The sequence below is a fragment of the Streptomyces sp. WAC00040 genome (assembly GCF_056835925.1).
Map to the genome: position 1 here is coordinate 718120 of NZ_JAKQZE010000002.1, position 24013 is coordinate 742132.

The 24013-nt window shown below is 71.4% G+C and carries 22 protein-coding genes; 15 read left to right on the forward strand and 7 right to left on the reverse strand.

Annotated features, from left to right (window positions below):
• Window positions 1-28: 28 nt before the first annotated feature.
• Window positions 29-1666 (forward strand): ABC-F family ATP-binding cassette domain-containing protein, encoded by a 1638-nt coding sequence (locus MDN94_RS22625; RefSeq protein ID WP_482727706.1) that lies wholly within the window; start codon window positions 29-31, stop codon window positions 1664-1666.
• A 160-nt stretch (window positions 1667-1826) separates the two neighbouring features.
• Here the strand turns inward: MDN94_RS22625 and MDN94_RS22630 are convergent, their stop codons facing one another.
• The 3 genes from MDN94_RS22630 to MDN94_RS22640 all read right to left on the reverse strand — a co-directional run bounded on the left by MDN94_RS22630 (window position 1827) and on the right by MDN94_RS22640 (window position 5416).
• A complete protein-coding gene (locus MDN94_RS22630; protein WP_482727707.1) occupies window positions 1827-4241 on the reverse strand; it encodes a Tex family protein in 2415 nt (804 codons plus the stop codon).
• An 88-nt stretch (window positions 4242-4329) separates the two neighbouring features.
• On the reverse strand, window positions 4330-4461 hold the full coding sequence (locus MDN94_RS22635; RefSeq protein WP_268247290.1) for an LPFR motif small protein: 132 nt from the start codon (window positions 4459-4461) through the stop codon (window positions 4330-4332).
• Between the two features lie 91 nt (window positions 4462-4552).
• Entirely contained in the window at window positions 4553-5416 is an 864-nt protein-coding gene (locus tag MDN94_RS22640) for an SCO6745 family protein (RefSeq protein WP_482727708.1), read from the reverse strand.
• Window positions 5417-5531: 115 nt separating this feature from the next.
• Here MDN94_RS22640 and MDN94_RS22645 point away from each other — a divergent pair, with 115 nt between their 5' ends.
• Window positions 5532-6548: a GlxA family transcriptional regulator gene (locus tag MDN94_RS22645; protein ID WP_482727709.1), complete on the forward strand. Its 1017-nt coding sequence runs from the start codon at window positions 5532-5534 to the stop codon at window positions 6546-6548.
• A 20-nt stretch (window positions 6549-6568) separates the two neighbouring features.
• Window positions 6569-7210, forward strand: coding sequence for a DJ-1/PfpI family protein (locus tag MDN94_RS22650; RefSeq protein ID WP_482727710.1), 642 nt, complete (start codon window positions 6569-6571; stop codon window positions 7208-7210).
• A gap of 35 nt (window positions 7211-7245) precedes the next feature.
• On the opposite strand, the gene MDN94_RS22655 is transcribed toward MDN94_RS22650, so the two are convergent.
• Complete coding sequence (locus MDN94_RS22655) at window positions 7246-8016, reverse strand: enoyl-CoA hydratase/isomerase family protein (RefSeq protein ID WP_482727711.1); 771 nt, start codon at window positions 8014-8016, stop codon at window positions 7246-7248.
• A gap of 82 nt (window positions 8017-8098) precedes the next feature.
• Between MDN94_RS22655 and MDN94_RS22660 the strand changes: the two genes are divergently transcribed.
• Both MDN94_RS22660 and MDN94_RS22665 read left to right on the forward strand, forming a co-directional pair.
• On the forward strand, window positions 8099-8782 hold the full coding sequence (locus MDN94_RS22660) for an HdeD family acid-resistance protein (RefSeq protein WP_482727712.1): 684 nt from the start codon (window positions 8099-8101) through the stop codon (window positions 8780-8782).
• A 133-nt stretch (window positions 8783-8915) separates the two neighbouring features.
• A complete protein-coding gene (locus MDN94_RS22665) occupies window positions 8916-9392 on the forward strand; it encodes an ATP-binding protein (RefSeq protein ID WP_482727713.1) in 477 nt (158 codons plus the stop codon).
• A 30-nt stretch (window positions 9393-9422) separates the two neighbouring features.
• Here the strand turns inward: MDN94_RS22665 and idi are convergent, their stop codons facing one another.
• The 3 genes from idi to MDN94_RS22680 all read right to left on the reverse strand — a co-directional run bounded on the left by idi (window position 9423) and on the right by MDN94_RS22680 (window position 12646).
• The gene (gene idi, locus MDN94_RS22670) at window positions 9423-10016 is read right to left on the reverse strand and encodes an isopentenyl-diphosphate Delta-isomerase (RefSeq protein WP_482727714.1); all 594 of its coding nucleotides are present in this window, start codon (window positions 10014-10016) and stop codon (window positions 9423-9425) included.
• A gap of 160 nt (window positions 10017-10176) precedes the next feature.
• Window positions 10177-11454 carry a bifunctional class I SAM-dependent methyltransferase/N-acetyltransferase gene (locus MDN94_RS22675; RefSeq protein ID WP_482727715.1) on the reverse strand — a complete coding sequence of 426 codons (1278 nt, stop codon included), beginning with the start codon at window positions 11452-11454 and terminating at the stop codon, window positions 10177-10179.
• A gap of 250 nt (window positions 11455-11704) precedes the next feature.
• Complete coding sequence (locus tag MDN94_RS22680) at window positions 11705-12646, reverse strand: cation diffusion facilitator family transporter (protein WP_482727716.1); 942 nt, start codon at window positions 12644-12646, stop codon at window positions 11705-11707.
• Window positions 12647-13113: 467 nt separating this feature from the next.
• Here MDN94_RS22680 and MDN94_RS22685 point away from each other — a divergent pair, with 467 nt between their 5' ends.
• The 10 genes from MDN94_RS22685 to hpnE all read left to right on the forward strand — a co-directional run bounded on the left by MDN94_RS22685 (window position 13114) and on the right by hpnE (window position 23978).
• Window positions 13114-14925 (forward strand): DUF5941 domain-containing protein, encoded by a 1812-nt coding sequence (locus MDN94_RS22685; protein ID WP_482728210.1) that lies wholly within the window; start codon window positions 13114-13116, stop codon window positions 14923-14925.
• Window positions 14922-15659, forward strand: coding sequence for a phosphocholine cytidylyltransferase family protein (locus tag MDN94_RS22690; RefSeq protein WP_482727717.1), 738 nt, complete (start codon window positions 14922-14924; stop codon window positions 15657-15659). The genes MDN94_RS22685 and MDN94_RS22690 overlap by 4 nt, the downstream gene beginning before the upstream one ends.
• Window positions 15647-16708: an iron-containing alcohol dehydrogenase family protein gene (locus MDN94_RS22695; protein ID WP_482727718.1), complete on the forward strand. Its 1062-nt coding sequence runs from the start codon at window positions 15647-15649 to the stop codon at window positions 16706-16708. Before MDN94_RS22690 ends, MDN94_RS22695 begins: the two co-directional genes overlap by 13 nt.
• Complete coding sequence (locus MDN94_RS22700) at window positions 16686-17465, forward strand: CDP-alcohol phosphatidyltransferase family protein (RefSeq protein WP_441261997.1); 780 nt, start codon at window positions 16686-16688, stop codon at window positions 17463-17465. Before MDN94_RS22695 ends, MDN94_RS22700 begins: the two co-directional genes overlap by 23 nt.
• 35 nt (window positions 17466-17500) lie before the next feature.
• On the forward strand, window positions 17501-18346 hold the full coding sequence (locus MDN94_RS22705) for a glycosyltransferase family 2 protein (RefSeq protein WP_482728211.1): 846 nt from the start codon (window positions 17501-17503) through the stop codon (window positions 18344-18346).
• 88 nt (window positions 18347-18434) lie between these two features.
• Window positions 18435-19364 carry an ABC transporter permease gene (locus tag MDN94_RS22710; RefSeq protein WP_482727719.1) on the forward strand — a complete coding sequence of 310 codons (930 nt, stop codon included), beginning with the start codon at window positions 18435-18437 and terminating at the stop codon, window positions 19362-19364.
• Window positions 19357-20151 (forward strand): ABC transporter ATP-binding protein, encoded by a 795-nt coding sequence (locus tag MDN94_RS22715; protein WP_441261999.1) that lies wholly within the window; start codon window positions 19357-19359, stop codon window positions 20149-20151. Before MDN94_RS22710 ends, MDN94_RS22715 begins: the two co-directional genes overlap by 8 nt.
• 419 nt (window positions 20152-20570) lie before the next feature.
• A complete protein-coding gene (gene hpnC, locus MDN94_RS22720) occupies window positions 20571-21491 on the forward strand; it encodes a squalene synthase HpnC (protein ID WP_482727720.1) in 921 nt (306 codons plus the stop codon).
• Window positions 21488-22441 carry a presqualene diphosphate synthase HpnD gene (hpnD, locus tag MDN94_RS22725; protein ID WP_482727721.1) on the forward strand — a complete coding sequence of 318 codons (954 nt, stop codon included), beginning with the start codon at window positions 21488-21490 and terminating at the stop codon, window positions 22439-22441. Before hpnC ends, hpnD begins: the two co-directional genes overlap by 4 nt.
• 151 nt (window positions 22442-22592) lie before the next feature.
• Window positions 22593-23978 (forward strand): hydroxysqualene dehydroxylase HpnE, encoded by a 1386-nt coding sequence (gene hpnE, locus MDN94_RS22730; protein WP_482727722.1) that lies wholly within the window; start codon window positions 22593-22595, stop codon window positions 23976-23978.
• The last annotated feature ends 35 nt before the right edge of the window (window positions 23979-24013 follow it).

Sequence of the window (24013 nt, forward strand, 5' to 3'; positions counted from 1 at the left end):
CGCAAGAAGCCCTAGGATTCACTCCCTGATGACTGCAACTCTCGTCGCCAAGGACCTCGCCGCCGGACACGGCGACCGCTCGCTCTTCGCCGGGCTCGACCTCGTCGTCGCACCCGGCGACGTGATCGGTCTCGTCGGCGTCAACGGAGCGGGCAAGTCCACCCTGCTGCGTCTGCTCGCCGGACTCGACCGGCCGGAACAGGGCGAGCTGCGGCTCTCCCCGCCGACCGCGACCGTCGGCCACCTCCCGCAGGAGCCCGAGCGCCGCGAAGGGGAGACCGTCCGGGCCTTCCTCGCCCGCCGCACCGGCGTCGCGGCGGCCCAGACCGCCATGGACGCCGCCGCCCAGGGCTTGGCCGACGGCGTCGAGGGGGCGGACGACGCCTACGCCACCGGCCTGGAGCGCTGGCTCGACCTCGGCGGCGCGGACCTCGACGAGCGCGCGGAGGAGGTCGCCGGTTCGCTCGGCCTCACCGTCGACCTCGACCAGCCGATGACGTCCCTGTCGGGCGGCCAGGCCGCACGCGCGGGTCTCGCCTCCCTGCTGCTGTCCCGCTACGACGTGTTCCTGCTCGACGAGCCGACCAACGACCTCGACCTGAGCGGTCTCGAGCGCCTCGAGACCTTCGTACAGGGTCTGCGGGCCGGCACGGTCGTGGTCAGCCACGATCGCGAGTTCCTGACCAGGACCGTCACCAAGGTCCTCGAACTGGACCTCGCTCAGCAGCAGATCACCCTCTACGGCGGCGGCTACCAGGCGTACCTGGAGGAGCGCGAGACCGCCCGCCGGCACGCCCGCGAGGAATACGACGAGTACGCCGACAAGCGGGCCGCTCTCGAGGGCCGCGCCCAGATGCAGCGGAACTGGATGGACAAGGGCGTCAAGAATGCCCGCCGCAAGGCCACCGACAACGACAAGATCGGCCGCAAGATGCGGAGCGAGGCGAGCGAGAAGCAGGCCGCCAAGGCACGCCAGACGCAGCGCATGATCGAGCGGCTCGACACGGTGGAGGAGCCCCGCAAGGAGTGGGAGCTGCGGATGGAGATCGCCGCCGCCCCGCGCTCCGGCTCGGTGGTCGCCACCCTTCGCGAGGCGGAGGTGCGGCGTGGTGGCTTCCGGTTCGGCCCGGCGTCGTTGCAGATCGACTGGGCGGACCGCGTGGCCGTCACCGGCGCCAACGGCTCCGGCAAATCGACGCTGCTCGCCGCCCTGCTCGGCCGGCTTCCCCTCGACTCGGGACACGCGTCGCTCGGCTCGGGTGTCGTCGTCGGCGAGGTCGACCAGGCACGCGGGCTCTTCTACGGCACCGAGACGCTGCTGGACGCGTTCTGCGCGGCCGTCCCCGACACCGAGCCGGCCGAGGTCCGCACACTGCTGGCCAAGTTCGGACTCAAGGCCGGTCATGTGATGCGCCCGGCGACCACCCTGTCACCGGGCGAACGGACCCGTGCCGCGCTCGCGCTGCTGCAGGGACGTGGCGTGAATCTGCTGGTTCTGGACGAGCCGACCAACCATCTCGACCTGCCCGCCATCGAACAACTCGAGGCGGCGCTCGACTCGTACAAGGGCACGCTGCTGCTGGTCACCCACGACCGCCGGATGCTGGACGCCGTCCATGTCACCCGCCGTGTCGAGGTGGCCGACGGCAAGATCACCGAACTCTGAGCCCGATCCGGCCCCGATCCGAGGCCGTCCGTGACCGGCCCCGATCCGAGGCCGTCCGTGACCGGCCCCGATCCGAGGCCGTCCGTGACCGGCCGCTGCGACGCGGCCGGATGCGGGACGGCCGCTTCCGGGGCCGGGGGTGCCCCGGCCCCAGGCGCATTCAGCGGTTCTTCGGGTCCACCAGGCCCGCGCGGCGCAGTGCGTCCGCCATCGCGCTGTTCGACGGGGCCGGGGCCTGGCGCGGTGTGCCGGCGCCACGACTGCTACCGCCGTTGCCGCCACCACGGCCGCCCCCGCCACCCGCACCACGGCGCTCGCGGCCCGCGCCGCCACCGCCCTGGCGCTGCTGCGGGGGACGTCCGCCGCGCTCACGCCGGGGCGCACCTGCGTCCGCCTGCTGCGCCGACGCCTCATCGTCCAGCCGCAGCGTCAACGAGATCCGCTTGCGCGGGATGTCGACGTCGAGCACCTTCACCTTCACCACGTCGCCCGACTTCACCACGTCGTGCGGGTCCTTGACGAAGTTCCGGGACATCGCCGACACATGCACCAGACCGTCCTGGTGGACACCGACGTCCACGAACGCTCCGAACGCGGCGACGTTGGTGACCACGCCCTCCAGTACCATCCCCGCGGCGAGGTCGCCGATCTTCTCGACGCCGTCCTTGAAGGTGGCGGTGCGGAACGCCGGACGGGGGTCGCGGCCGGGCTTCTCCAGCTCCCGCAGGATGTCCGTCACGGTCGGCAGGCCGAAGGTCTCGTCCACGAACTCGGCCGGCCGCAATGATCGCAGGACGGAGGTGTTGCCGATGAGGGACGCCACCTCTCCACCGGTCGTCTTCACCATCCGCCGCACCACCGGATACGCCTCCGGGTGCACGCTGGAGGCGTCCAGCGGGTCGTCACCGCCCCGGATGCGCAGGAAGCCCGCGCACTGCTCGTACGCCTTCGGGCCGAGCCGTGCCACGTCCTTGAGCGCCTTGCGGGAACGGAACGGGCCGTTGGAGTCGCGGTGCGCGACGATGTTCTCCGCCAGCCCGGCGCCGATGCCCGACACCCGGGAAAGCAGCGGCGCCGACGCCGTGTTGACGTCGACGCCGACACCGTTCACACAGTCCTCGACCACCGCGTCGAGCGACCGGGACAGCTTCACCTCGGACAGGTCGTGCTGGTACTGCCCGACGCCGATCGACTTCGGGTCGATCTTGACCAGCTCGGCCAGCGGGTCCTGCAGCCGGCGCGCGATGGAGACGGCACCGCGCAGCGACACGTCCAGACCGGGCAGCTCCTGCGAGGCGAACGCCGAAGCCGAGTACACCGAGGCGCCCGCCTCCGACACCATCACCTTGGTCAGGTTCAGCTCCGGATGCCTGGTGATCAGGTCGCCGGCCAGCTTGTCGGTCTCGCGGGAGGCGGTGCCGTTGCCGATCGCCACCAGCTCGACGGCGTGCTCCTTGGCGAGACGGGCCAGCTTCGCGAGCGACTCGTCCCACTTGTTCGCGGGAACGTGCGGATAGATCGTGTCGGTGGCTACCACCTTGCCCGTCGCGTCGACGACGGCGACCTTCACCCCGGTACGGAAGCCGGGGTCCAGCCCGAGGGTCGCGCGGGTGCCCGCCGGGGCGGCGAGCAGCAGATCGCGCAGGTTGGCCGCGAAGACCCGCACCGCCTCGTCCTCGGCGGCCGTACGCAGCCGCAGCCGCATGTCGATGCCGAGGTGCACCAGGATCCGGGTGCGCCAGGCCCAGCGGACGGTGTCGCCGAGCCACTTGTCGCCGGGACGCCCGCGCTGCGCGACACCGAAGCGGGCCGCGACGATGCCTTCGTAGGACGAGGGGCCGTCGGTCGGCTCCTCCGGCTCCAGGACCAGATCGAGGACCTCCTCCTTCTCGCCGCGGAACATCGCGAGGATCCGGTGGGAGGGCAGCTCGGTGAAGCCTTCCGAGAAGTCGAAGTAGTCGGCGAACTTGGCGCCCGCCTCCTCCTTGCCGTCCCTCACCTTGGCGGCGAGCCGGCCGCGGGTCCACATCCGCTCGCGCAGTTCACCGATGAGGTCGGCGTCCTCGGAGAAACGCTCCGTCAGGATCGCGCGCGCTCCCTCGAGGGCGGCGGGTGCGTCCGCGACGCCCTTGTCCGCGTCGACGAACGCGGCGGCTGCCGCGAGCGGGTCCACCGACGGGTCGCTCAGCAGGCCCTCGGCCAGCGGCTCGAGCCCCGCCTCGCGGGCGATCTGAGCCTTGGTGCGCCGTTTCGGCTTGAACGGCAGGTAGATGTCCTCCAGCCGAGCCTTGGTGTCGGCGGCCCCGATCCGGGCCTCCAGCTCTTCCGTGAGCTTGCCCTGCTCGCGCACGGACTCGAGGATCGCGGTCCGCCGTTCCTCCAGCTCCCGGAGATAACGCAGCCGTTCCTCGAGCGTGCGCAGCTGCGCGTCGTCGAGCATCTCGGTCGCTTCCTTGCGGTAGCGAGCGATGAACGGCACGGTCGACCCGCCGTCGAGCAGCTCGACGGCCGCCTTCACCTGCCGCTCACGTACGCCGAGCTCCTCGGCGATCCTGCCTTCGATGGACGTCGTCACGGTTCCCCGACTCGCCTTCTCGTGCTCGCTGTGCTCGCTGTGCTTGAGAGTGCATTGTGCCGGGTGGCCGGGGGCCGTGTCGCGTGCCTCAGACGCGCCGTGTCCTGCCACCGCGCGAGGCTCCGCCGAAGAGCCGGGCCAGGAGCCGGAACGGCAGCGTCACCACGGTGGCGATCGCCGAGCCGACGGTACGAAGTGCGTCCGCTATGGCGCTGAGCACAATTGACCTCCAATGACGGGGGCGTTGGACTACGTCGGGTAGCCGGGATCGCCTCTCCGCAAACGTCTCGGCCCGCCCCCGTCCCGGAGTCTCAACCCTTGCCCGTGAGGTCCTCGGGGAACGCGCCGGCGAGCGCGGCGCTCGTCAGGAAGCCGCGGCCGAGCTCCGTGAGACGCTCGACGCCCTCCGCGCCCAGGTGCTCGTACGGTGCCCGGTCGAGCCGGTCGGTGTGCTCCTCCAGCTCGGCCCGCAGCGCGGTGCCGGCCTCCGTCAACTCGCCCTCCGCGTCGATAAGTCCGCGCTCCCGCAGGCGGGACTGCGCGGCCTCCCAGTCGGTCCGTCCCCAGCCACGGGTGGCGAGGATCCAGCGCGGCGCCATGCCCTTGCCCGTGGCGGTGTGGCTCACCAGCGCCTCGAGCGGGTCGAGACCGGCCGCGAGCAGCGCCGCGAGATGCCCGTCGCCGCGGTGCTCCCGCAGGAGGGTCGCCGCGTGCCAGTACGCCAGGTGCGGCTCTTGTGGGACGGGCAGGTCGGCGTGGGCCGCGTAGAGGGGACGGGCGTGACGGGTGCACGCCTCGGCCGCCCGCAGCGCGAGTTCCGCAGCTTCTGCCATCTCGGGGGAGGCGACGGCGTCGTCGCCGAGCAGCCGGCGCAGGGTGGTGTCGACGGCGCGCAGCCGCGCTGCGAGCACCGCCTCCGGCGGGGCGGTGTCCCAAACGGCGGGCAGGTGCTCCGCGATCAGCTCGTGGTTGAAGTTGTAGAACGCGGCGGCCACGGCACCCGGTCCGACCGCGCCCATAGCGGCGCCGCGCCCCGCGAAGTAGGCGGCTCTGGGGTCCTCGACACCCAGCTGTGCGAGCTCGGCGGTGAAGTCGGGGGAGAAGTAGACCGTCGAGTGCAGCGGGTTGAGGGCGTTGTGGCAGCGGCGTCCCGCGCGCGGAGGCAGAGAAGTCATGGCCGCACGTTACCGACTGGTCGGTACGGGCGGAAGTCCGGGACCCGTCCCTCGGTGGCGATGGCAGGAAACGTGGGGTTCTCGTCATTGCAGCCATGGTCGTGCCGCGAGAAGGATGGGACTCGTGACGGAGTCCACAACAGAACCTGCGAAGCGGCCGACGACAGGACGGACGCTGCTCGTCGTCCTCTTCGACCATGTGCAGAGCCTCGATGTGACGGGGCCGGTCGAGGTCTTCGAGGGTGCCCGCCGGGCCTGCGGAGACCCGTCCGCGTACCGGATCCGTACCGCCTCGCTCGACGGCTCGCCGGTACGGACCTCCAGCGGTCTCACCCTGGTCCCTGACGGGGACCTCGCCCGTGAACCCGCGCCCCACACCCTCCTCGTCCCCGGCGGCGAGGGCACCCGCCGCCCGGATCCGCGGCTGATCGACTGGCTCCGTGACCGGGCGCCGCACGCCGGACGCCTGGTGTCCGTGTGCACCGGCGCGCTGCTGCTTGCGGAGGCCGGGCTGCTCGACGGTCGCCGCGCCACCACCCACTGGGCCGTCTGCGACCACCTTGCCGGCGCCTACCCGGAGGTCGAGGTCGACCCCGACCCGATCTTCGTCCGGGACGGCAGGCTCTCCACCTCCGCGGGCGTCACGGCGGGGATCGACCTGGCGCTGGCACTGGTGGAGGAGGACCTCGGCCGGGACGTCGCCCTCACCGTGGCCCGCCATCTGGTCGTCTTCCTGCGGCGTCCCGGCAACCAGTCGCAGTTCAGCGCCCAGCTCGCGGCCCAGACCGCGCACCGCGAACCGCTGCGGTCCGTGCAGCACTGGGTCACCCAGCACCCCGAGGCCGACCTCTGTGTCGAGGCGCTCGCGGACCGCGCGGGCCTGTCGCCCCGGCATTTCGCCCGCGCCTTCCAGGCCGAGACGGGCACGACACCCGGCCGCTACGTGGAACGCGTGCGCCTCGAGCACGCCAGAAGGCTCCTGGAGGACACCGCCGACGGAGTAACGAAGATCTCCCGCGCCTGCGGATACGGCACCACGGAGGCGATGCGGAGGGCCTTCGTGAAGGCCCTCGGGGTGTCCCCGGCCGAGTACCGCCGCCGCTTCCGCGGACCCGCACGACCCACCCGCTGAACCCTACGAAGGGAACCCCCGTGCCCACGCAGATCGCCGTCCTGCTATTCGACCGTTTCACGTCACTGGACGCCGTCGGCCCCTACGAGATGCTCTGCCGCCTCCCGGACGCCGACGTCGTCTTCGTCGCCGAACGCAAGGGTCCCGTGGCGAACGACCGTGACCAGCTCTCGCTCGTCGCCACCAGGACCTTCGACGAGGTGACGGCTCCGGACATCGTCCTCGTCCCGGGCGGCCCCGGCCAGGACGCCCAGATGGGGAACGAGACCCTGCTGGACTGGCTGCGCGCAGTGGACGCCACGAGTACCTGGACCACGTCGGTGTGCACGGGCTCGCTGCTGCTCGCCGCGGCCGGACTGCTGCAGGGCCGTGAGGCGACCTCCCACTGGCTCGCCCTGGAACAGCTGGAGCAGCTCGGCGCCAGGCCGACCGGCCGCCGGGTCGTGACGGACGGCAAGTACGTCACGGCCGCCGGCGTCTCCTCCGGCATCGACATGGGCCTGACCCTTGTCGGCAGGCTGTCCGGTGACGAGCACGCCCGGGCCGTGCAGCTGCTCACCGAGTACGACCCGCAACCGCCCTACGACGCCGGCTCACCCATGAAGGCACCCGCACACCTGGTGGAGGAGTTCCGCACCAAGAGCCGCTTCGTCCTCCGGTAGCCCGGCACGGGTGCGCCGGGCCGGTGCGGCCGGTGTCAGCCGGCTCCCGGCGCCCACGAGAAGCGCGGCGCACGCCGCTCGAGGAAGGCGGCGACCCCCTCCGCGGTGTCGCCGCTGCCGCGCGCCTGCTCGGCCCAGTACGCGTCCCGGTCCGCGCGGCCTGCGGTGAACTCCTTCGCCGCACACTGCGTGAGCTGGGACCTCGACACCAGGATTCTGGTGAACTCGGCCGCCCGCCGCCCCAGTTCGTCCCCCGGCAGCACCTCGTCGACGAGCCCGGTCCGCAGCGCCCGCCCGGTGTCGATCAACTCGCCGGAGAACAGGAGGTACTTGGCCGCGGCCGGACCCACCAGTGCCGCGAGCCGACGCGTCGAACCCGCCGGGTAGACGATGCCCAGCTTGGCCGGTGTGACCCCGAACAGCGTGTCGCGCTCGGCGAAGCGCAGGTCGCAGGCGACGGCGAGCTGACAGCCGCCACCCACGCAGTAGCCGCGCACCACGGCGAGCGTCGGCTTGGGGAATGCCGCGAGGGCCTCCTCCGCATGCACGGCCAGCGCCTGCGGGTCCTCGCCGGGCAGCCGCAGCGACGAGATGTCCGCCCCAGCACAGAACGTCCCGCCCTCGCCGGTCAGCACCAGTGCCCGTACGGCCGGGTCCGTTGCCAGTTCTCCGAGAAGCTCCGGAAGCGCCCGCCACATGTCCGCGGTCATGGCGTTGCGCTTGGCGGGATTGCTGATCACGACCGTGGCGACACCGTCCGCGACGGTGTGCCTGAGCCGGGGCGGATGCGTGCTCGGGGACTCCATGCGCCGGATGCTATCCGGCGGGCACGAACCTATGATCAAGAAGGGGTGCCGCTGCCACGGGGGTTCGCCGAGGAGTCGTCCGATGACCCGTACCGCGCACCAGGAGAAGGACCACCGCAGGCGGGAGAAGAGCCTGCGCCGACGTTTCGGGAGACTGGCGGCGCTCGGCGCGATCCTGGCCGCGGGCGGTCTGGTCGGTCTGGTCTACACGGGTGTGGCGACCCTCACCTCGATGCTCCTGTTCGGCTGGCTGCTGCTGATCTGCGGGATCGTCGGCCTGCTCCACGCGGTCGAGTCGCGCGGCACCAACTTCTTCTGGCTGGCCGTCGTGGTCGCCGCGCTGAACATCGCGGCCGGCGCGATCGTCATCCGCCATCCGGAGACCGCGGCGGCGGGCCTCACCATGTTCGCCGCGCTGCTGTTCCTGACCGGTGGACTCTTCCGGCTGGCGGGCAGCATGGTGGTCCGCGGCCCGCAGTTCGGCTGGACCCTGGTGCAGGGTGCCTTCGACCTGCTGCTGGGTGTGCTGGTGCTGGCCGACTGGCCGGACAGCAGTTGGTACGTGCTCGGCACCTTCTTCTCGCTGGCGCTGCTCTTCGACGGTCTGGGCCTGATCGCGATGGGGGTCGGTGGCCGGCGCGTCATCAGCATGGTCACGGAGCAGGAGGAGGGAGCGCGGGGGAGCCGGGAAAACCCTGATAAGAGTGCTGAAACGATCGATCCGGGGAAGCGGGCAGAAGGGGGTTCCGACCAATCACACAACTGACCCTGTCATACGCACCCGGTCAAAACGCGTCGATAGGCGTTCACTTCCGTTCAGCGGTACGGCACGGACCAACTGACTACCAACACTTGTTACCCGAAGGTCAGTGGGACGAGCCGAAGGTGGGTGCCGGACTATGGAGAGCCGCGGGAGCGTGCCGGCCCGGCCGCTGTCGTACGAGGGCGTCTGGCGGTTCACCGCTCCCGCACTCGACGTGTCCGTCCCGCAGGCCCGGCACGCCGTACGGGACCTGCTCGCCCGCCAGGGCGTCCCTGTCGCCGACGACGTGGTGCAGGGCCTGCTGTTGATCGTGTCGGAGCTGGTCACCAACACCGTGCGGCACGCCGCTCTGCTCTCGCCGGAGGTCGCCGTCGAGGTTGCCATCGGAACTCACTGGGTGCGGGTCTCGGTCGAGGACAACCATCCCTACCGTCCCAAGGCTCTGGAGACCGATGCCGCCCAGACGGGCGGCAGAGGACTGCTGCTGGTCCGCGAGATCACCAGGGAGGCCGGCGGCACCTGCGACGTCGAGCACACCGCGAGCGGCGGCAAGATCATCTGGGCGGAGCTGCCGCTGGTGCACCGGTTCCAGGACGGCACGGCGCCCGTATGAGGCGCCGCGCCGTGGAGCAGGCGGCGCCTCTCACCAGCCTCCGGCCGGCCCCGTCAGCTCCCTGACCGCGGGCCTGGCCGCGTCCAGCACCGTCATGAACCAGGCGGAGAACGTCGCCCGACCGTGCAGGTCGGTCAGCTCGTCCGGCGTCACGAACGCCGTCTCGCTGATCTCCTCCCGATCCGGCAGCAGCGGCGCCTGCACCATTCCGACGAAGAGGTGGTTGTACTCCTGCTCGACCAGCCCGGACTCCGGGTCCGGGTGGTTGTAGCGGACCGTGCCCGCCTCTGCGAGCAGCGAGGGGGAGACCCCCAGCTCCTCGTAGGTGCGCCGGGCGGCCGCGGCGAACGGCGCCTCGCCCGGGTACGGGTGGCCGCAGCAGGTGTTCGACCAGACACCGGGGGAGTGGTACTTGCCCATCGCGCGGCGCTGCAGCAGCAGCCGCCCCTGCTCGTCGAAGAGGAACACCGAGAACGCGCGGTGCAGCTGACCGGGCGCCCGGTGGGCGGAGAGCTTCTCCGCCGTGCCGATGGTGTTGCCCTCCTCGTCGACCAGCTCGAGCAGGATCGCTGGTGATGTGCCGTTCGACGAACTGGTCGCCGCGGTGGCTGGTGTGATCGGCATAACCGTCCTTCGCATCGGTCCTCGGCCCTGCGGTCCTTCCGGAGGAAGGACCCTGGGCCCCGCTCAGTCTGCCGTACAAAAGCGGCTTGTCCGTACTTCGGTGGCCGCCTGGCATGTCCGTCCCGCCCCGCCGGCCGGAGCAGGGCGGGACGGCAGCCGGTCAGACGCCGAACGCCGCCGGATAGCGGACCGTGCCCTTCGGCACCTCTTCGCGGCCGTCGAGCGTCAGAACCATCAGGGCCTCCTCCGGTACCTCGAAAGATGTCCTGATCCCGTGCTTCGCCGCGACCTCGAAGCCGAATCTCGGGTAGTACCCGGGATGCCCCAGGACGACGACCGGTCCGTCACCGCGCGACCGCGCCGCGTCGAGCACCGCCCGCACGACCGCCGTCCCCGCCCCCTGCCGCTGGTGGCGGGGCGCGGTCGCCACCGGCGCCAGGGCGAGCGCGGGTGTGCCGCCGATCCGGCACCGGGTGAGCAGCGCGTAAGCGGCGACCGACCCGTCCTCGGCCTCCGCCACGTACGACAGCCCCGGTAGCCACGCCTCGGCGTCCAGGCGGAGCGAGTCCACGAGGGCGGCCTCCTCGGGGGTGGGGAACGCGGCGGCGTTGACCGCGCGCACGGCCGGGATGTCGGCCGCCGTCTCCGGCCGGGTGCGCCAGCGGGAGTCGGCCGGGCGGAGCACGTAGCCGGTGTAGCCGAACTCCGCGCCGTGGTCCCTGCGCATGGCGATCTCCGCGCGGGTGGCGGCCACCGCCTCCGGCATGCCGGGCGCGCCGGGGTCCGCGGCGTCGGCCCGCTCGCCCAGCGGGCCGTAGTACTCGTCCCAGTCGCTCTCGGGCTGCCGGTACAGCCCGAGCACGGTGTAGCCGGCCGCGACGGCCGCCGAACAGTTGTCGGCCGTGCCGCGCAACGGGTAGTGCGCGTCCCAGAAGGCGCGGGCCTCCGGGGACGGCTCGGCCGTTGTCCACTCGCACTCGGTCATGACCAGGCTGCCGCCGGTGGGGGTCCCCCCACGCCGCAGGGCGTAGGGGGAGAGCAGCCGCCGCCACTTCTCGAGAGCGGTGTCGAAGCCGATGCTGTAGGCGGAGCTCTCCGCCCAGACGAGGTCGAACGATCCGTCGGGGAAGGGGAGGTCTCCCATGTCGGCGTTGACGGTGACGATCGAGTCACCGAGGCCGCGCGCCACGGCGCTGTGCCGCAACTCGTCCAGGAACGGCTGGTGCAGATCGACCGCCGTCACCAGTGCGCCGGCCCGCTCTGCCAGCAGCAGGGCCGAGCGGCCGGGACCGCAGCCGAGGTCGAGCACGCGCGGCCGGGCGGGCAGGGGGGCCACCGCCGCGAGCAGCCGCGCAGAGGTGTCGTCGGATCCGGGACCCTGCCGCGGGAGGCCGTGGTGCAGGGCGAAGAAAGCGTCGTGCAAAGCGTTGTCGGACAACGTGGAAACCCTTGTTCACGGGGCTCCGGCCGACGTGCGCGATCGGACCGGCGGATACCGGACAGGATCGGATCAGGGTCGGACGGAAGCCCGGAGGATGAGGAAGGACCGGGCATGCGCAGGGCTGGGGGTACCACCACGCCGCCAGGCGTAGGGGGACTTTGCTGCGACGGTCATCAACCTCAGCTCCTCTCGAGGGTCGTGGGTCGTCCGCGTCCGCGGAAACCCTAGCAGGGGCGGGTGGTCCCGCTCAGTGGCAGAGTCTCGCCTCGTGCTCGGCGTGCCCGACCGGCTCCAGCTGGAAGGTGCAGTGCTCCACGTCGAAGTGCTCGCCGAGGCAGCCCTGGAGGTCGTGCAGCATCTTCTCGTGGCCCACCGAGTCCAGCGCTTCCTGGCTGACGACCACGTGCGCCGAGAGCACCGGCATTCCGGACGTGATCGTCCAGGCGTGCAGGTCGTGCACGTCCGCCACGCCGGGCAGGGCCAGTATGTGCGCACGCACCTCCTCCATGTCGACGCCCTTGGGGGCCGACTCCAGCAGCACGTTCAGCGTCTCCCGCAGAAGCCGCAAGGTGCGCGGCACGATCATGACGCCGATGGCCAGGGAGGCGATCGGGTCGGCGTATTGCCACCCGGTCGCCAGGATGATCCCCGCGGACACCAGGACCGTCACCGAGCCGAGCGCGTCCGCCATCACCTCGAGGTAGGCGCCGCGGACGTTGATGCTCTCCTTCTGGCCCCGCATCAGCAGCGTCAGCGAGACCATGTTCGCCGCCAGACCGACGACGGCGAAGACGACGGTCAGGCCGCCCCTGGTCTGTGCCGGCTCCATGAACCGCTGCACCGCCTCCACGAGCAGGAAACCGCCGACGCCGAGCAGCAGCAGACAGTTGGCGAGCGCCGCGAGGATCTCGGCCCGGGCGAACCCGAACGTGCGGTTCACCCCGGCCGGCCGGTTGGCGAAGTGGATCGCGAGCAGGGCCATCCCGAGGCCCACCGCGTCCGTCGCCATGTGCGCCGCGTCCGCGAGCAGTGCCAGCGAGCCGGACAGCACTCCGCCGACGACCTCAAGCACAGTAACGCCGAGCGTGATGGCGAGGGCGATCCGCAGCCGGCTTCGGTGAGCGGCGCCCGCGGTGCCCGTGGGCGGCGGCCCGCCGTGAGTATGCCCGTGGTCGTGCCCTGCCCCCATGTCGATGCCTTTCGCTCTTGGTGCGCGTTGCTCGGCCGAGGCTCAGTCAACTACGGGTGGGGGGTATCGGGCAACACGGCACTGAACACCGTTGTCATGTGCTCTGACCTGCGGAAATGCTTGCAGGTCAGAGCGTCCTCGCCAGATCAGTAGGGTGCTGCCTCGGGCTGTCCGGGGCCAGACCGTCGGACACGGCCGCCCGTTCGCCGGCCGCCGTCACGGCGTGCGACAGACGCGCGATGGAACCCGCTCCACGTGCGATGTGCCACGTCACGGGCTCTCCCAAGGACCTCGGTTTGGAGGGCGGGGCGTGGATCGACAATGATGATCTCGGCGGGCCGCCAGGGCGTAAACGGCCGGTGAACTCCCGCTTCCGTGCATCCGATAGCCTCTGCCGACGTGCCGCCGCCCGTGTGCGGGCCGAGCCGCCGTGGACCAGCACCGTCAGCGCCAAGGAGTGAGTTCGTCTGTCGACCGCCATCCTCACCGGTCCGCCGGTACCCGGGTCGTCGCTCGAGGGCGATCTGCGGTCGCTGGGCTTCGACGTGCGGGTCGCCAACGGCCCTGAGCACACCGCCGCCCTGATCGAGGCCGTGCCCGGTACCGAGAGGGTCGCCGTGGTCGACCCGCGCTTCGTGGGCCATGTGCACGCCCTGCGGCTGGCGCTGACCGACCCGCGCTTCCCCACCGCCGCCGTCACCGGCGCACTCACCGCCCAGCCGGCCGGACGCGCCGCGCTGACCGGCGCCGTGCGCGCCGTCTCCGCCACCGTGCCGGCCGGCGCGGGAGCCGTCGCCGGCGACGGCGTCGTAGACGGTGTGACCGCCGAGCTCGAGGCCCGCGGCATGTCCGTCCATCACCCCGAGCTCGGTTCGCTGGTCGCCGCCGTGCCCTCTGACGCGGAGGAACGCCACCGGGCGCGCGCCGCCGTCGAAGCGGTCGACGACGAGGCGGTGCGCCTGCGTTCCGCCGTCAAGGCGCGCGACGGCTTCTTCACCACCTTCTGCATCAGCCCCTACTCCCGCTACATCGCACGCTGGTGCGCCCGCAGGGGACTGACGCCGAACCACGTCACCACCGCGTCACTGCTCACCGCACTCGTCGCGGCCGGCTGCGCGGCCACAGGCACCCGTCCCGGCTACATCGCCGCCGGCCTGCTGCTGCTCTTCTCCTTCGTCCTGGACTGCACCGACGGGCAGCTCGCCCGCTACTCCCTGCAGTACTCGACGCTCGGCGCGTGGCTCGACGCGACCTTCGACCGGGCCAAGGAGTACGCCTACTACGCGGGACTCGCCCTCGGTGCCGCCCGCGGCGGCGACGACGTCTGGGTGCTCGCCCTCGGCGCGATGGTGCTCCAGACGTGCCGGCACGTCGTCGACTTCTCCTTCAACGAGGCGAACCACGACGCCACGGCCAACACGAGCCCCACGGCCGCCCTGTCCAGCAAGCTGGACAGTGTCGGCTGGACGGTCTGGCTGCGCCGGATGATAGTTCTGCCGATCGGCGAACGCTGGGCGATGATCGCCGTGCTCACCGCCGTGGCGACCCCGCGCATCGTCTTCTACGCCCTGCTCGTCGGCTGTTCCCTCGCAGCCTGCTACACCACCGCGGGCCGGGTGCTGCGTTCGCTGACCCGCAAGGCGCACCGCACGGACCGTGCGGCCCAGGCGCTCGCCGACCTCGCGGACTCGGGGCCGGCGGCGGAGACAGTGGCCCGTGCGACCGCCCGCGTCGCAAAGAGGCTGCCGGGCGCGGCGCCGCTCGCGGCGGCCGCCGTGGGCGCGGCCGGGCTGCTGGCGACAGCCGCCTTCACCGGCTTCGGCAGCCCCTGGACGCTGGTCGCCGCCCTCGCGTACACGGCCACGTCGGGGCTCGCCGTCGCCCGACCCCTCAAGGGCGCCCTCGACTGGCTCGTCCCCCCTGTCTTCCGGGCCGCCGAGTACGGCACGATCCTGCTCCTTGCCGCGCACGCGGAGGTGAACGGGGCGCTGCCAGCCGCTTACGGGCTGGTAGCGGCCGTCGCGTACCATCACTACGACACGGTGTACCGCATCCGCGGTGGCACCGGCGCGCCGCCGCACTGGCTCGTCCGGGCCGTCGGCGGGCACGAGGGGCGGGTCCTGGCAGTCGCTGTGCTCGCTTTCCTGCTGCCCGCGGACATCACCATCGCGCTGACGGTCCTCGCTGTGGCCGTGGCGGCCGTGGTGCTGGTCGAGAGCGTTCGCTTCTGGGTGTCCTCGCAGGCACCCGCAGTACATGACGAAGGAGAACCCGCATGATTGGCCTCGTTCTGGCAGCCGGTGCCGGAAGGCGTCTTCGCCCCTACACCGACACGCTTCCGAAGGCCCTCGTGCCGGTGGACGGGGAGACCACGGTCCTCGACCTGACGCTGGGCAACTTCGCGGAGATCGGGCTCACGGAGGTGGCGATCGTCGTCGGCTACCGCAAGGAGGCCGTGTACGAGCGCAAGGCGGCGCTCGAGGCGAAGTACGGCCTGAAGCTCACCCTCATCGACAACGACAAGGCGGAGGAGTGGAACAACGCCTACTCCCTGTGGTGCGCCCGTGACGTTCTCGCCGAGGGCGTGATCCTCGCCAACGGCGACACCGTGCACCCCGTCTCCGTCGAGAAGACCCTGCTCGCCGCCCGCGGCAACGGCCAGAAGATCATCCTCGCCCTCGACACGGTGAAGAACCTTGCCGACGAGGAGATGAAGGTCATCACCGCTGAGGGCAAGGGTGTCCAGCGGATCACCAAGCTGATGGACCCGGCGACCGCCACCGGGGAGTACATCGGCGTCACGCTCATCGAGCCGGAGGCCGCCGCGGACCTCGCGGACGCGCTGAAGACGACGTTCGAGCGCGACCCCGACCTCTACTACGAGGACGGCTATCAGGAGCTCGTCAACCGCGGTTTCACGATCGACGTGGCGCCCATCGGCGACGTCAAGTGGGTCGAGATCGACAACCACGACGACCTCGCGAAGGGCCGTGACATCGCGTGCCAGTACTGACCCGGCTCATCCCCTCACCGGTCGTCGTCGACGTCCGGGCGGGCGCACTGGACGACCTGGCCGGCATCCTCGCCGACCAGCGGATCTCCGCGTCCGGCCGGCTGGCGATCGCGATCAGCGGCGGCTCGGGACAGGTACTCCGGGCGCAGATGGCGCCGACGCTGCCCGGCGCCGACTGGTACGAGGTCGCCGGCGGCACCATCGACGCAGCCGTCAAGCTGGCCGACGACATCAAGGGCAAGCGGTACGACGCCGTCGTCGGCCTCGGCGGCGGCAAGATCATCGACGTGGCGAAGTACGCCGCGGCACGGGTCGGCCTCCCGCTCGTCGCCGTGGCGACGAACCTCTCGCACGACGGCCTGTGCTCGCCGGTCTCCACGCTCGACAACGACAACGGCCGCGGCTCCTACGGCGTCCCGACGCCCATCGCCATGGTCATCGACCTCGACGTGATCCGCGAGGCCCCCGTCCGCTTCGTCCGCTCCGGCATCGGCGACGCGATCTCCAACATCTCGGCGATCGCCGACTGGGAACTCTCCCAGCAGGTCACCGGCGAGAAGGTCGACGGCCTGGCCGCCGCCATGGGCCGCACCGCAGGCGAGTCCGTGCTGCGCCACCCCGGCGGCGTCGGCGACGACGAATTCCTCACCGTTCTCGCCGAGGCCCTGGTGCTGACCGGGATCGCCATGTCGATCAGCGGCGACTCCCGGCCCGCCTCCGGCGCCTGCCACGAGATCAGCCACGCCTTCGACCTGCTCTATCCCAAGCGGGCGGCCAGCCACGGCGAGCAGTGCGGACTGGCAGCGGCCTTCGCGATGCACCTGCGCGGTGCGGGCGAGCAGGCCGGCCTGTTCGCCGAGGTGCTGCGGCGGCACGGTCTGCCCGTACTCCCGCAGGAGATCGGCTTCTCCGCGGACGAGTTCGTGCGCGCCGTGGAGTACGCGCCGCAGACCCGCCCGGGCCGTTTCACCATCCTCGAGCACCTCGACCTCGACCATGACCAAATCAGGGACGCGTACGCCGACTATGCCAAGACCATCAGTAGCTGAACTCCGCCCGGTCGTTCACCCCGCGGGTGTGAAGGACCGGCGCAGCGGTGAGCACTGGGGCGGCCGCCTCTACATGCGCGAGATCTCCCTGCGGATCACCCGCCTCCTGGTCACCACCAAGGTCACGCCCAACCAGCTGACCTACGTGATGACCCTCGCCGGTGTACTGGCAGCTCCCGCCCTGCTCGTGCCCGGCATATGGGGGGCCGTACTAGGTGTCGTCGCGGTCCAGCTCTATCTGCTGCTCGACTGCGTCGACGGCGAGGTGGCCCGCTGGAAGCAGCAGTTCTCGCTGTCCGGTGTGTACCTGGACCGGGTCGGCGCCTACCTGTGCGACGCGGCGGTCCTGGTCGGTTTCGGTCTGCGCGCCGCGGATCTGTGGGGCAGCGGCCGGACCGACTGGCTGTGGGCCTTCCTCGGCACCCTCGCCGCGCTCGGCGCGATCCTGATCAAGGCCGAGACCGATCTGGTCGGTGTCGCCCGCCACCAGGGCGGGCTGCCGCCGGTCAAGGAGGCGGCGGCCGAGCCGCGCTCCTCCGGAGTGGCACTCGCCCGCCGCGCCGCCGCCGCGCTGAAGTTCCACCGGCTGGTCCTCGGCATCGAGGCGTCCCTGCTCATCCTGGTTCTGGCCGTCCTCGACGAGGTCCGGGACGACCTGTTCTTCTCCCGTCTCGGCGTCGCCGTGCTGGCCGGCATCGCGCTGCTCCAGACGCTGCTCCACCTCGTGTCCGTCCTCGCTTCGAGCAGGCTGAAGTGACGGCCCCGCTGAAGCTCGGCGCCGTCGTCATCACGATGGGGACCCGGCCCGACGAGCTGCGCGCCCTTCTCGACTCGGTCGCCAAGCAGGACGGCGACCCCATCGAGGTGGTCGTGGTCGGCAACGGCGCTCCCGTGGTGGACGTGCCCGAGGGTGTGCGCACGATCGACCTGCCGGAGAACCTCGGCATCCCCGGCGGCCGCAACGTCGGCATCGAGGCCTTCGGCCCCGGCGGCTCGGACGTCGACGTGCTGCTCTTCCTGGACGACGACGGACTGCTCCCCGAAGCGGGCACCGCCCAGCTGGTCCGGGAGGCCTTCGACGCGGACCCGGGCCTGGGCATCGTCAGCTTCCGCATCGCGGATCCCGAGACCGGGCTCACCCAGCGCCGGCACGTCCCGAGGCTGCGTGCCTCCGACCCCATGCGCTCCTCTCGGGTCACCACCTTTCTCGGCGGTGCCAACGCCGTGCGCACGAAGGTGCTGGCCCAGGTCGGCGGGCTTCCCGACGAGTTCTTCTACGCCCACGAGGAGACGGATCTCGCCTGGCGCGCACTGGACGCCGGCTGGTCCATCGAGTACCGCGCGGACATGGTGCTCCTCCACCCGACCATGCCCCCCTCCCGGCACGCGGTCTACCACCGGATGGTGGCCCGCAACCGGGTATGGGTGGCTCGGCGGAACCTGCCCCTGCCTCTGGTGCCCGTCTACGTGGGGGTGTGGCTGCTGCTCACCCTTCTGCGGCGCCCGACACTGCCGGCCCTCAAGGCGTGGTTCGGCGGCTTCCGGGAGGGATGGCGCACCCCCTGCGGACCGCGCCGCCCGATGAAGTGGCGTACGGTGTGGCGTCTTACCAGGCTGGGCCGACCTCCTGTCATCTGACAAGCTCGGTTCTGAGAGCATCGGGGCGACGAGCCGCTGAGGCCGCGCCCCGAACTGCCGCGCATCTTGAAGACGAAAGTTTCAACTTGTGAGTGACACAACCCATGACGGTGCCATCCTGACGAGCCGCACGCCGTCGCAGGACGACGGCCTGTCCCCGTCACAGCTCGCCGCCAAGTACGGCCTGACCGTCAGCGGCGCCCGCCCGGGCCTGGCCTCGTACATCAGGCAGCTCTGGGGCCGCCGCCACTTCATCGTGGCCTTTTCGCAGGCCAAGCTGACGGCCCAGTACAGCCAGGCGAAGCTCGGGCAGCTCTGGCAGGTGGCGACGCCGCTGCTGAACGCGCTGGTGTACTTCCTGATCTTCGGCCTGATCCTGGACGCGGACCGGGGCTTCAGCACCGAGGTCTACATCCCGTTCCTGGTGACCGGTGTGTTCGTGTTCACCTTCACCCAGAGCTCGGTGATGGCGGGTGTGCGGGCGATCTCGGGCAACCTGGGGCTGGTGCGCGCCCTGCACTTCCCTCGGGCGTCGCTGCCGATCTCCTTCGCGCTCCAGCAGCTCCAGCAGCTGCTGTTCTCGATGATCGTGCTGGTGGCGGTGGTGGTCGGCCTCGGCAGCTACCCGGCCCTGTCCTGGCTGCTGGTGCTCCCCGCGCTCGCGCTGCAGTTCGTGTTCAACACCGGCCTGGCCCTGATCATGGCCAGGCTCGGAGCGAAGACCCCCGACCTGGCGCAGCTGATGCCGTTCGTCATGCGCACCTGGCTGTACGCCTCGGGCGTGATGTTCTCCATCCCGGTGATGCTCGCCGACAAGCCGGCCTGGATCGCGGACGTCCTCATGTACAACCCGGCCGCGGTCTACATGGACCTCATCCGGTTCGCGCTGATCGACGGCTACGGTTCCGAGAACCTGCCCTCGCACGTCTGGGCGGCCGGTCTGGGCTGGGCCCTCCTGGTCGGCTTCGCGGGCTTCGTGTACTTCTGGAAGGCTGAGGAGCGGTACGGCCGTGGCTGAGAACATCGACAACAGAGCCGGGGCGCGCGTCCCGACCGTCATCGCCGACGACGTGCACATCGTGTACCGGGTCAACGCCGGCAGCGGCGGAAAGGGCAGCGCTACCGCGGCGCTGAGCCGGATCCTGCGCCGGGAGAAGGGCGAGGCGCGCGGTGTGCGCAAGGTCCACGCCGTGCGCGGCGTGACCTTCACCGCCTACCGCGGCGAGGCGATCGGCCTGATCGGCACCAACGGCTCCGGCAAGTCGACCCTGCTGCGCGCCATCGCCGGTCTGCTGCCGGCCGAGAGCGGCAAGGTCTACACCGACGGCCAGCCCTCACTGCTCGGCGTCAACGCCGCGCTGATGAACGACCTGACCGGCGAGCGCAACGTCATACTCGGCGGCCTGGCCATGGGCATGTCGCGCGAGGAGATCCGCGAGCGCTACCAGGGGATCGTCGACTTCTCCGGCATCAACGAGAAGGGCGACTTCATCACCCTGCCGATGCGCACGTACTCCTCCGGCATGGCGGCCAGGCTCCGCTTCTCCATCGCCGCGGCGAAGGACCACGACGTCCTGATGATCGACGAGGCGCTGGCCACGGGTGACCGCCGATTCCAGATCCGCTCCGAGGAGCGCATCAGGGAGCTTCGCAAGGAGGCCGGCACGGTCTTCCTCGTGAGCCACAGCAACAAGTCGATCAGGGACACCTGCGACCGGGTCCTGTGGCTGGAGAAGGGCGAACTCCTGATGGACGGTCCGACCGACGAGGTCATCAAGGCGTACGAGAAGGAGACGGGCAAGTAGCCCCGGTTCCCCAGCGCCCGCAAGGCCCTCGCCGGTCGGCCGGCGAGGGCCTTCCGCTTGCCGCCGGCCTCCGGCGGTGCGGTGCACCGGTCCGTCGACGGGCAGTCAACTTGCCCGGGATCCGGGAAGGTTGGACCCGAACGCGGTGTTGTTCCGTTCTGTACGGGACCCCGGGGCGTCGTTCGGCTTTGTACAACGTAAGCTGTACCGGGACCGAATCGCGGCAAGTGGGGCGATATGTCGCGATCCGATCGGCCGGGCCTTCGGTCGCGGGGTGGCAGGCAAGCGGCACAGCGTGCGGCGGCGTGTCCGAAATGGGATGTATTGAGTAGACAGTGTAGAACGGGAGATGTGATGGCCATGACGGGAAGTCTCCAGCTCCGCGAGCCCATCGCCGTCTCCGTTCCCGGCAGCGCGCAGTGACGGGCACCGTGCACCCGCGCGCCGACGACCCGGCCCGCGGCACCCTCGACAAGGCCGCCGACGAGAACTTCCCCGTCGCCCCGTTCTTCCTGCCCCGCGCCTGGCGGGACGACCTCATGGCCGTCTACGGCTACGCCCGGCTCGTCGACGACATCGGCGACGGCGATCTGACGCCCGGCGGCGCCGACGCCCGCCACCTCGGCATCGGACCGGACCTGGCCGACGACCGGCTCGCTCTCCTCGACGCCTTCGAGGCCGACCTGCGCCGTGTCTTCGACCTGTCCGGCGACGCCCCGCGCCACCCGCTGCTGCGGGCACTGCGGCCCACCGTCGCGCGGCGCTCGCTCACCCCCGAGCCGTTCCTCGGCCTGATCGCCGCCAACCGGCAGGACCAGCTGGTACGCCGCTACGAGACGTACGACGACCTCCTCGCCTACTGCGAGCTGTCGGCGAACCCGGTCGGCCGGCTCGTCCTCGGCATCACCGGCACGACGAGCCCCGAGCGGCTGCGCCGCTCCGACGCCGTGTGCACCGGGCTCCAGATCGTCGAGCACCTCCAGGACGTCGCGGAGGACCTCGCCCGCGACCGGATCTACCTGCCGGCAGAGGACATGAAACGTTTCCACATCACGGAGGCCGACCTTGCCGCACCGACCGCGGGCGCCGCGGTGCGCGCCCTGATCGCCTTCGAGGCGCAGCGGGCGCGGGCGCTGCTCGACGAGGGCATCGGGCTGGTCGGCTCCGTCGAAGGGCGGCTGCGGCTGCTGCTGGCGGGTTTCGTCGGCGGTGGGCGTGCCGCGCTCGCCGCGCTCGCCGCCGCCGGACATGATGTGCTGCCCGCACCGCCCAGAGCGACCAGGCCGAGGCTGCTGCGTGAAGTGGGGACCGTCTTGCGAAGAGCGCGTAGAGAGGGATGAACCGGACGATGGAGGGACCGACCCAGGTGCCGACCGCGCCGGTGCAGGCCGCGTACAGCTACTGCGAGGCCGTCACCGGACAGCAGGCCCGTAACTTCGCCTACGGCATCAGGCTCCTGCCGCCGCACAAGCGCCAGGCCATGTCGGCGTTGTACGCGTTCTCCCGGCGCGTCGACGACATCGGCGACGGCACGCTGAAGCCGCAGGCCAAGCAGGACCGGCTGGAAGCCACGCGCGAGCTGCTCGAACGCATCAGGCAGGGCGCCGTCGACGAGGACGACACCGACCCCGTCGCCGTCGCGCTCTGCGACTCCGCACGCCGCTTCCCGCTGCCGCTCGGTGGCCTCGACGAGCTCATCGACGGCGTGCTGATGGACGTCCGCGGCGAGACGTACGAGACCTGGGACGACCTCAAGGCCTACTGCCGGTGCGTGGCCGGCGCGATCGGGCGGCTCTCGCTCGGCGTGTTCGGTACCCAGCCCGGCGCGCGCGGAGCCGACCGCGCAGCCGAGTACGCCGATACGCTGGGCCTCGCCCTGCAACTCACCAACATCCTCAGGGACATCGCCGAGGACGCGGCCAACGGCCGCACCTACCTGCCGGCCGACGACCTCGCCAAGTTCGGCTGCTCCGACGGCTTTCACGGAACGACACCGCCGCCCGGCTCCGACTTCGCCGGCCTGGTCCACTTCGAAGTACGGCGCGCCCGTGCCCTGTTCGCCGAAGGCTACCGTCTGCTGCCCATGCTGGACCGGCGCAGCGGCGCGTGCGTCGCGGCCATGGCCGGCATCTATCGCCGGCTCCTCGACCGCATCGAACGCGACCCGGACGCGGTGCTGCGCGGGCGTGTCTCCCTGCCGGGACGTGAGAAGGCGTACGTCGCCGTCCGCGGATTGTCCGGCCTGGACGCCCGCCACATCGGCCGCCAGACCCACGGAGGGCGCCGGTGACACCCCGGACGGACATCACGGACCCGGCCGCGGCGCAGTCACCCGAACCCGCGCGGCGGGCAACCGGCCGGCCCGCCGCCGCGTCACTGACGGTGGCGGCCGCGGCACGTCACGTGCCCGGCGGCAATCGGTTCACGAGGGAGGCACGCGGATGACGGCCGGCGGCATGGACTCCCGGCACGCGGTGGTGGTCGGCGGCGGCATCGCCGGTGTCACCGCGGCGCTCCAGCTCGCCGACGCGGGGGTGCGGGTCACCCTGCTCGAGAGCCGGCCACGGCTCGGCGGGCTCGCCTTCTCGTTCCGCCGCGGCGAGCTCACCGTGGACAACGGCCAGCACGTGTACCTGCGTTGCTGCACCGCCTACCGCTGGTTCCTCGACCGGATCGACGGCGCGCACCTCGCCCCGGTCCAGGACCGCCTGGACGTGCCCGTCCTCGACGTCGCCGCCAGGAAGGGGCCGAGGTTCGGCCGCCTGCGGCGCTCCGCGCTGCCCGTACCGCTGCACCTCGCCGGGAGCCTCGCCGGCTACCCGCACCTCTCGCTCGCCGAGCGGGCGGGCGTCGGCCGTGCAGCGCTCGCACTGAAAGGGCTGGACCCCACCGACCCGGCACTGGACGGCGTCGACTTCGCGACCTGGCTCGGCCGCCACGGCCAGTCGCCGCGCGCCGTCGCCGCCCTGTGGGACCTCGTCGGCGTAGCGACCCTCAACGCCAGGGCACCGCAGGCGTCCCTGGGTCTCGCCGCGATGGTCTTCAAGACAGGGCTGCTGTCCGAGCCCGGCGCCGCCGACATCGGCTGGGCCCGGGTGCCGCTCGGCGACCTGCACGACACACTCGCCCGCAAGGCTCTCGACTCGGCCGGGGTGCGCACCGAACTGGGCACCCGGGTAAGGCGGATCAGCCGGCCCGCGGACGGCCGCTGGCAGGTCGACGTGGACGGCGAGCAACTGGACGCCGACACCGTCGTGCTGGCCGTCGCGCAGCGCGAGGCCCACGCCCTGCTCCCGGCCGGCGCGCTGGAGGACCCCGACCGGCTGCTCGACATCGGCACCGCCCCCATCCTCAACGTCCATGTGCTGTACGACCGCAGGGTGCTGCGCCGGCCCTTCTTCGCCGCGCTCGGCACGCCGGTCCAGTGGGTCTTCGACCGCACGGAGGCGTCGGGCGCCAAGGAAGGCCAGTACCTCGCGGTCTCACAGTCCGCGGCGCACCACGAGATCGACGAACCCGTCTCCGTGCTGCGGAAGAGGTATCTGCCGGAGCTGGAAAGGCTGTTGCCGGCCGCGCGCGGCGCGAAGGTACGGGATTTCTTCGTCACACGTGAGCGTGCGGCGACCTTCGCTCCGTCCCCCGGCGTCGGCAGGCTGCGGCCGGCCGCGCACACACGCGCCACCGGGCTGTACCTTGCTGGCGCGTGGACTGCCACCGGCTGGCCCGCGACCATGGAGGGCGCCGTGCGCAGCGGGTTCAGTGCCGCGGGTGCTGCGCTCTCCGCGCTCGGCCGCTGCCATGAACATCCCCTCAAGGAGGCGGCGTGAGCACCAGTACTGGAACCAGAGGAGAAAGCGTGCCG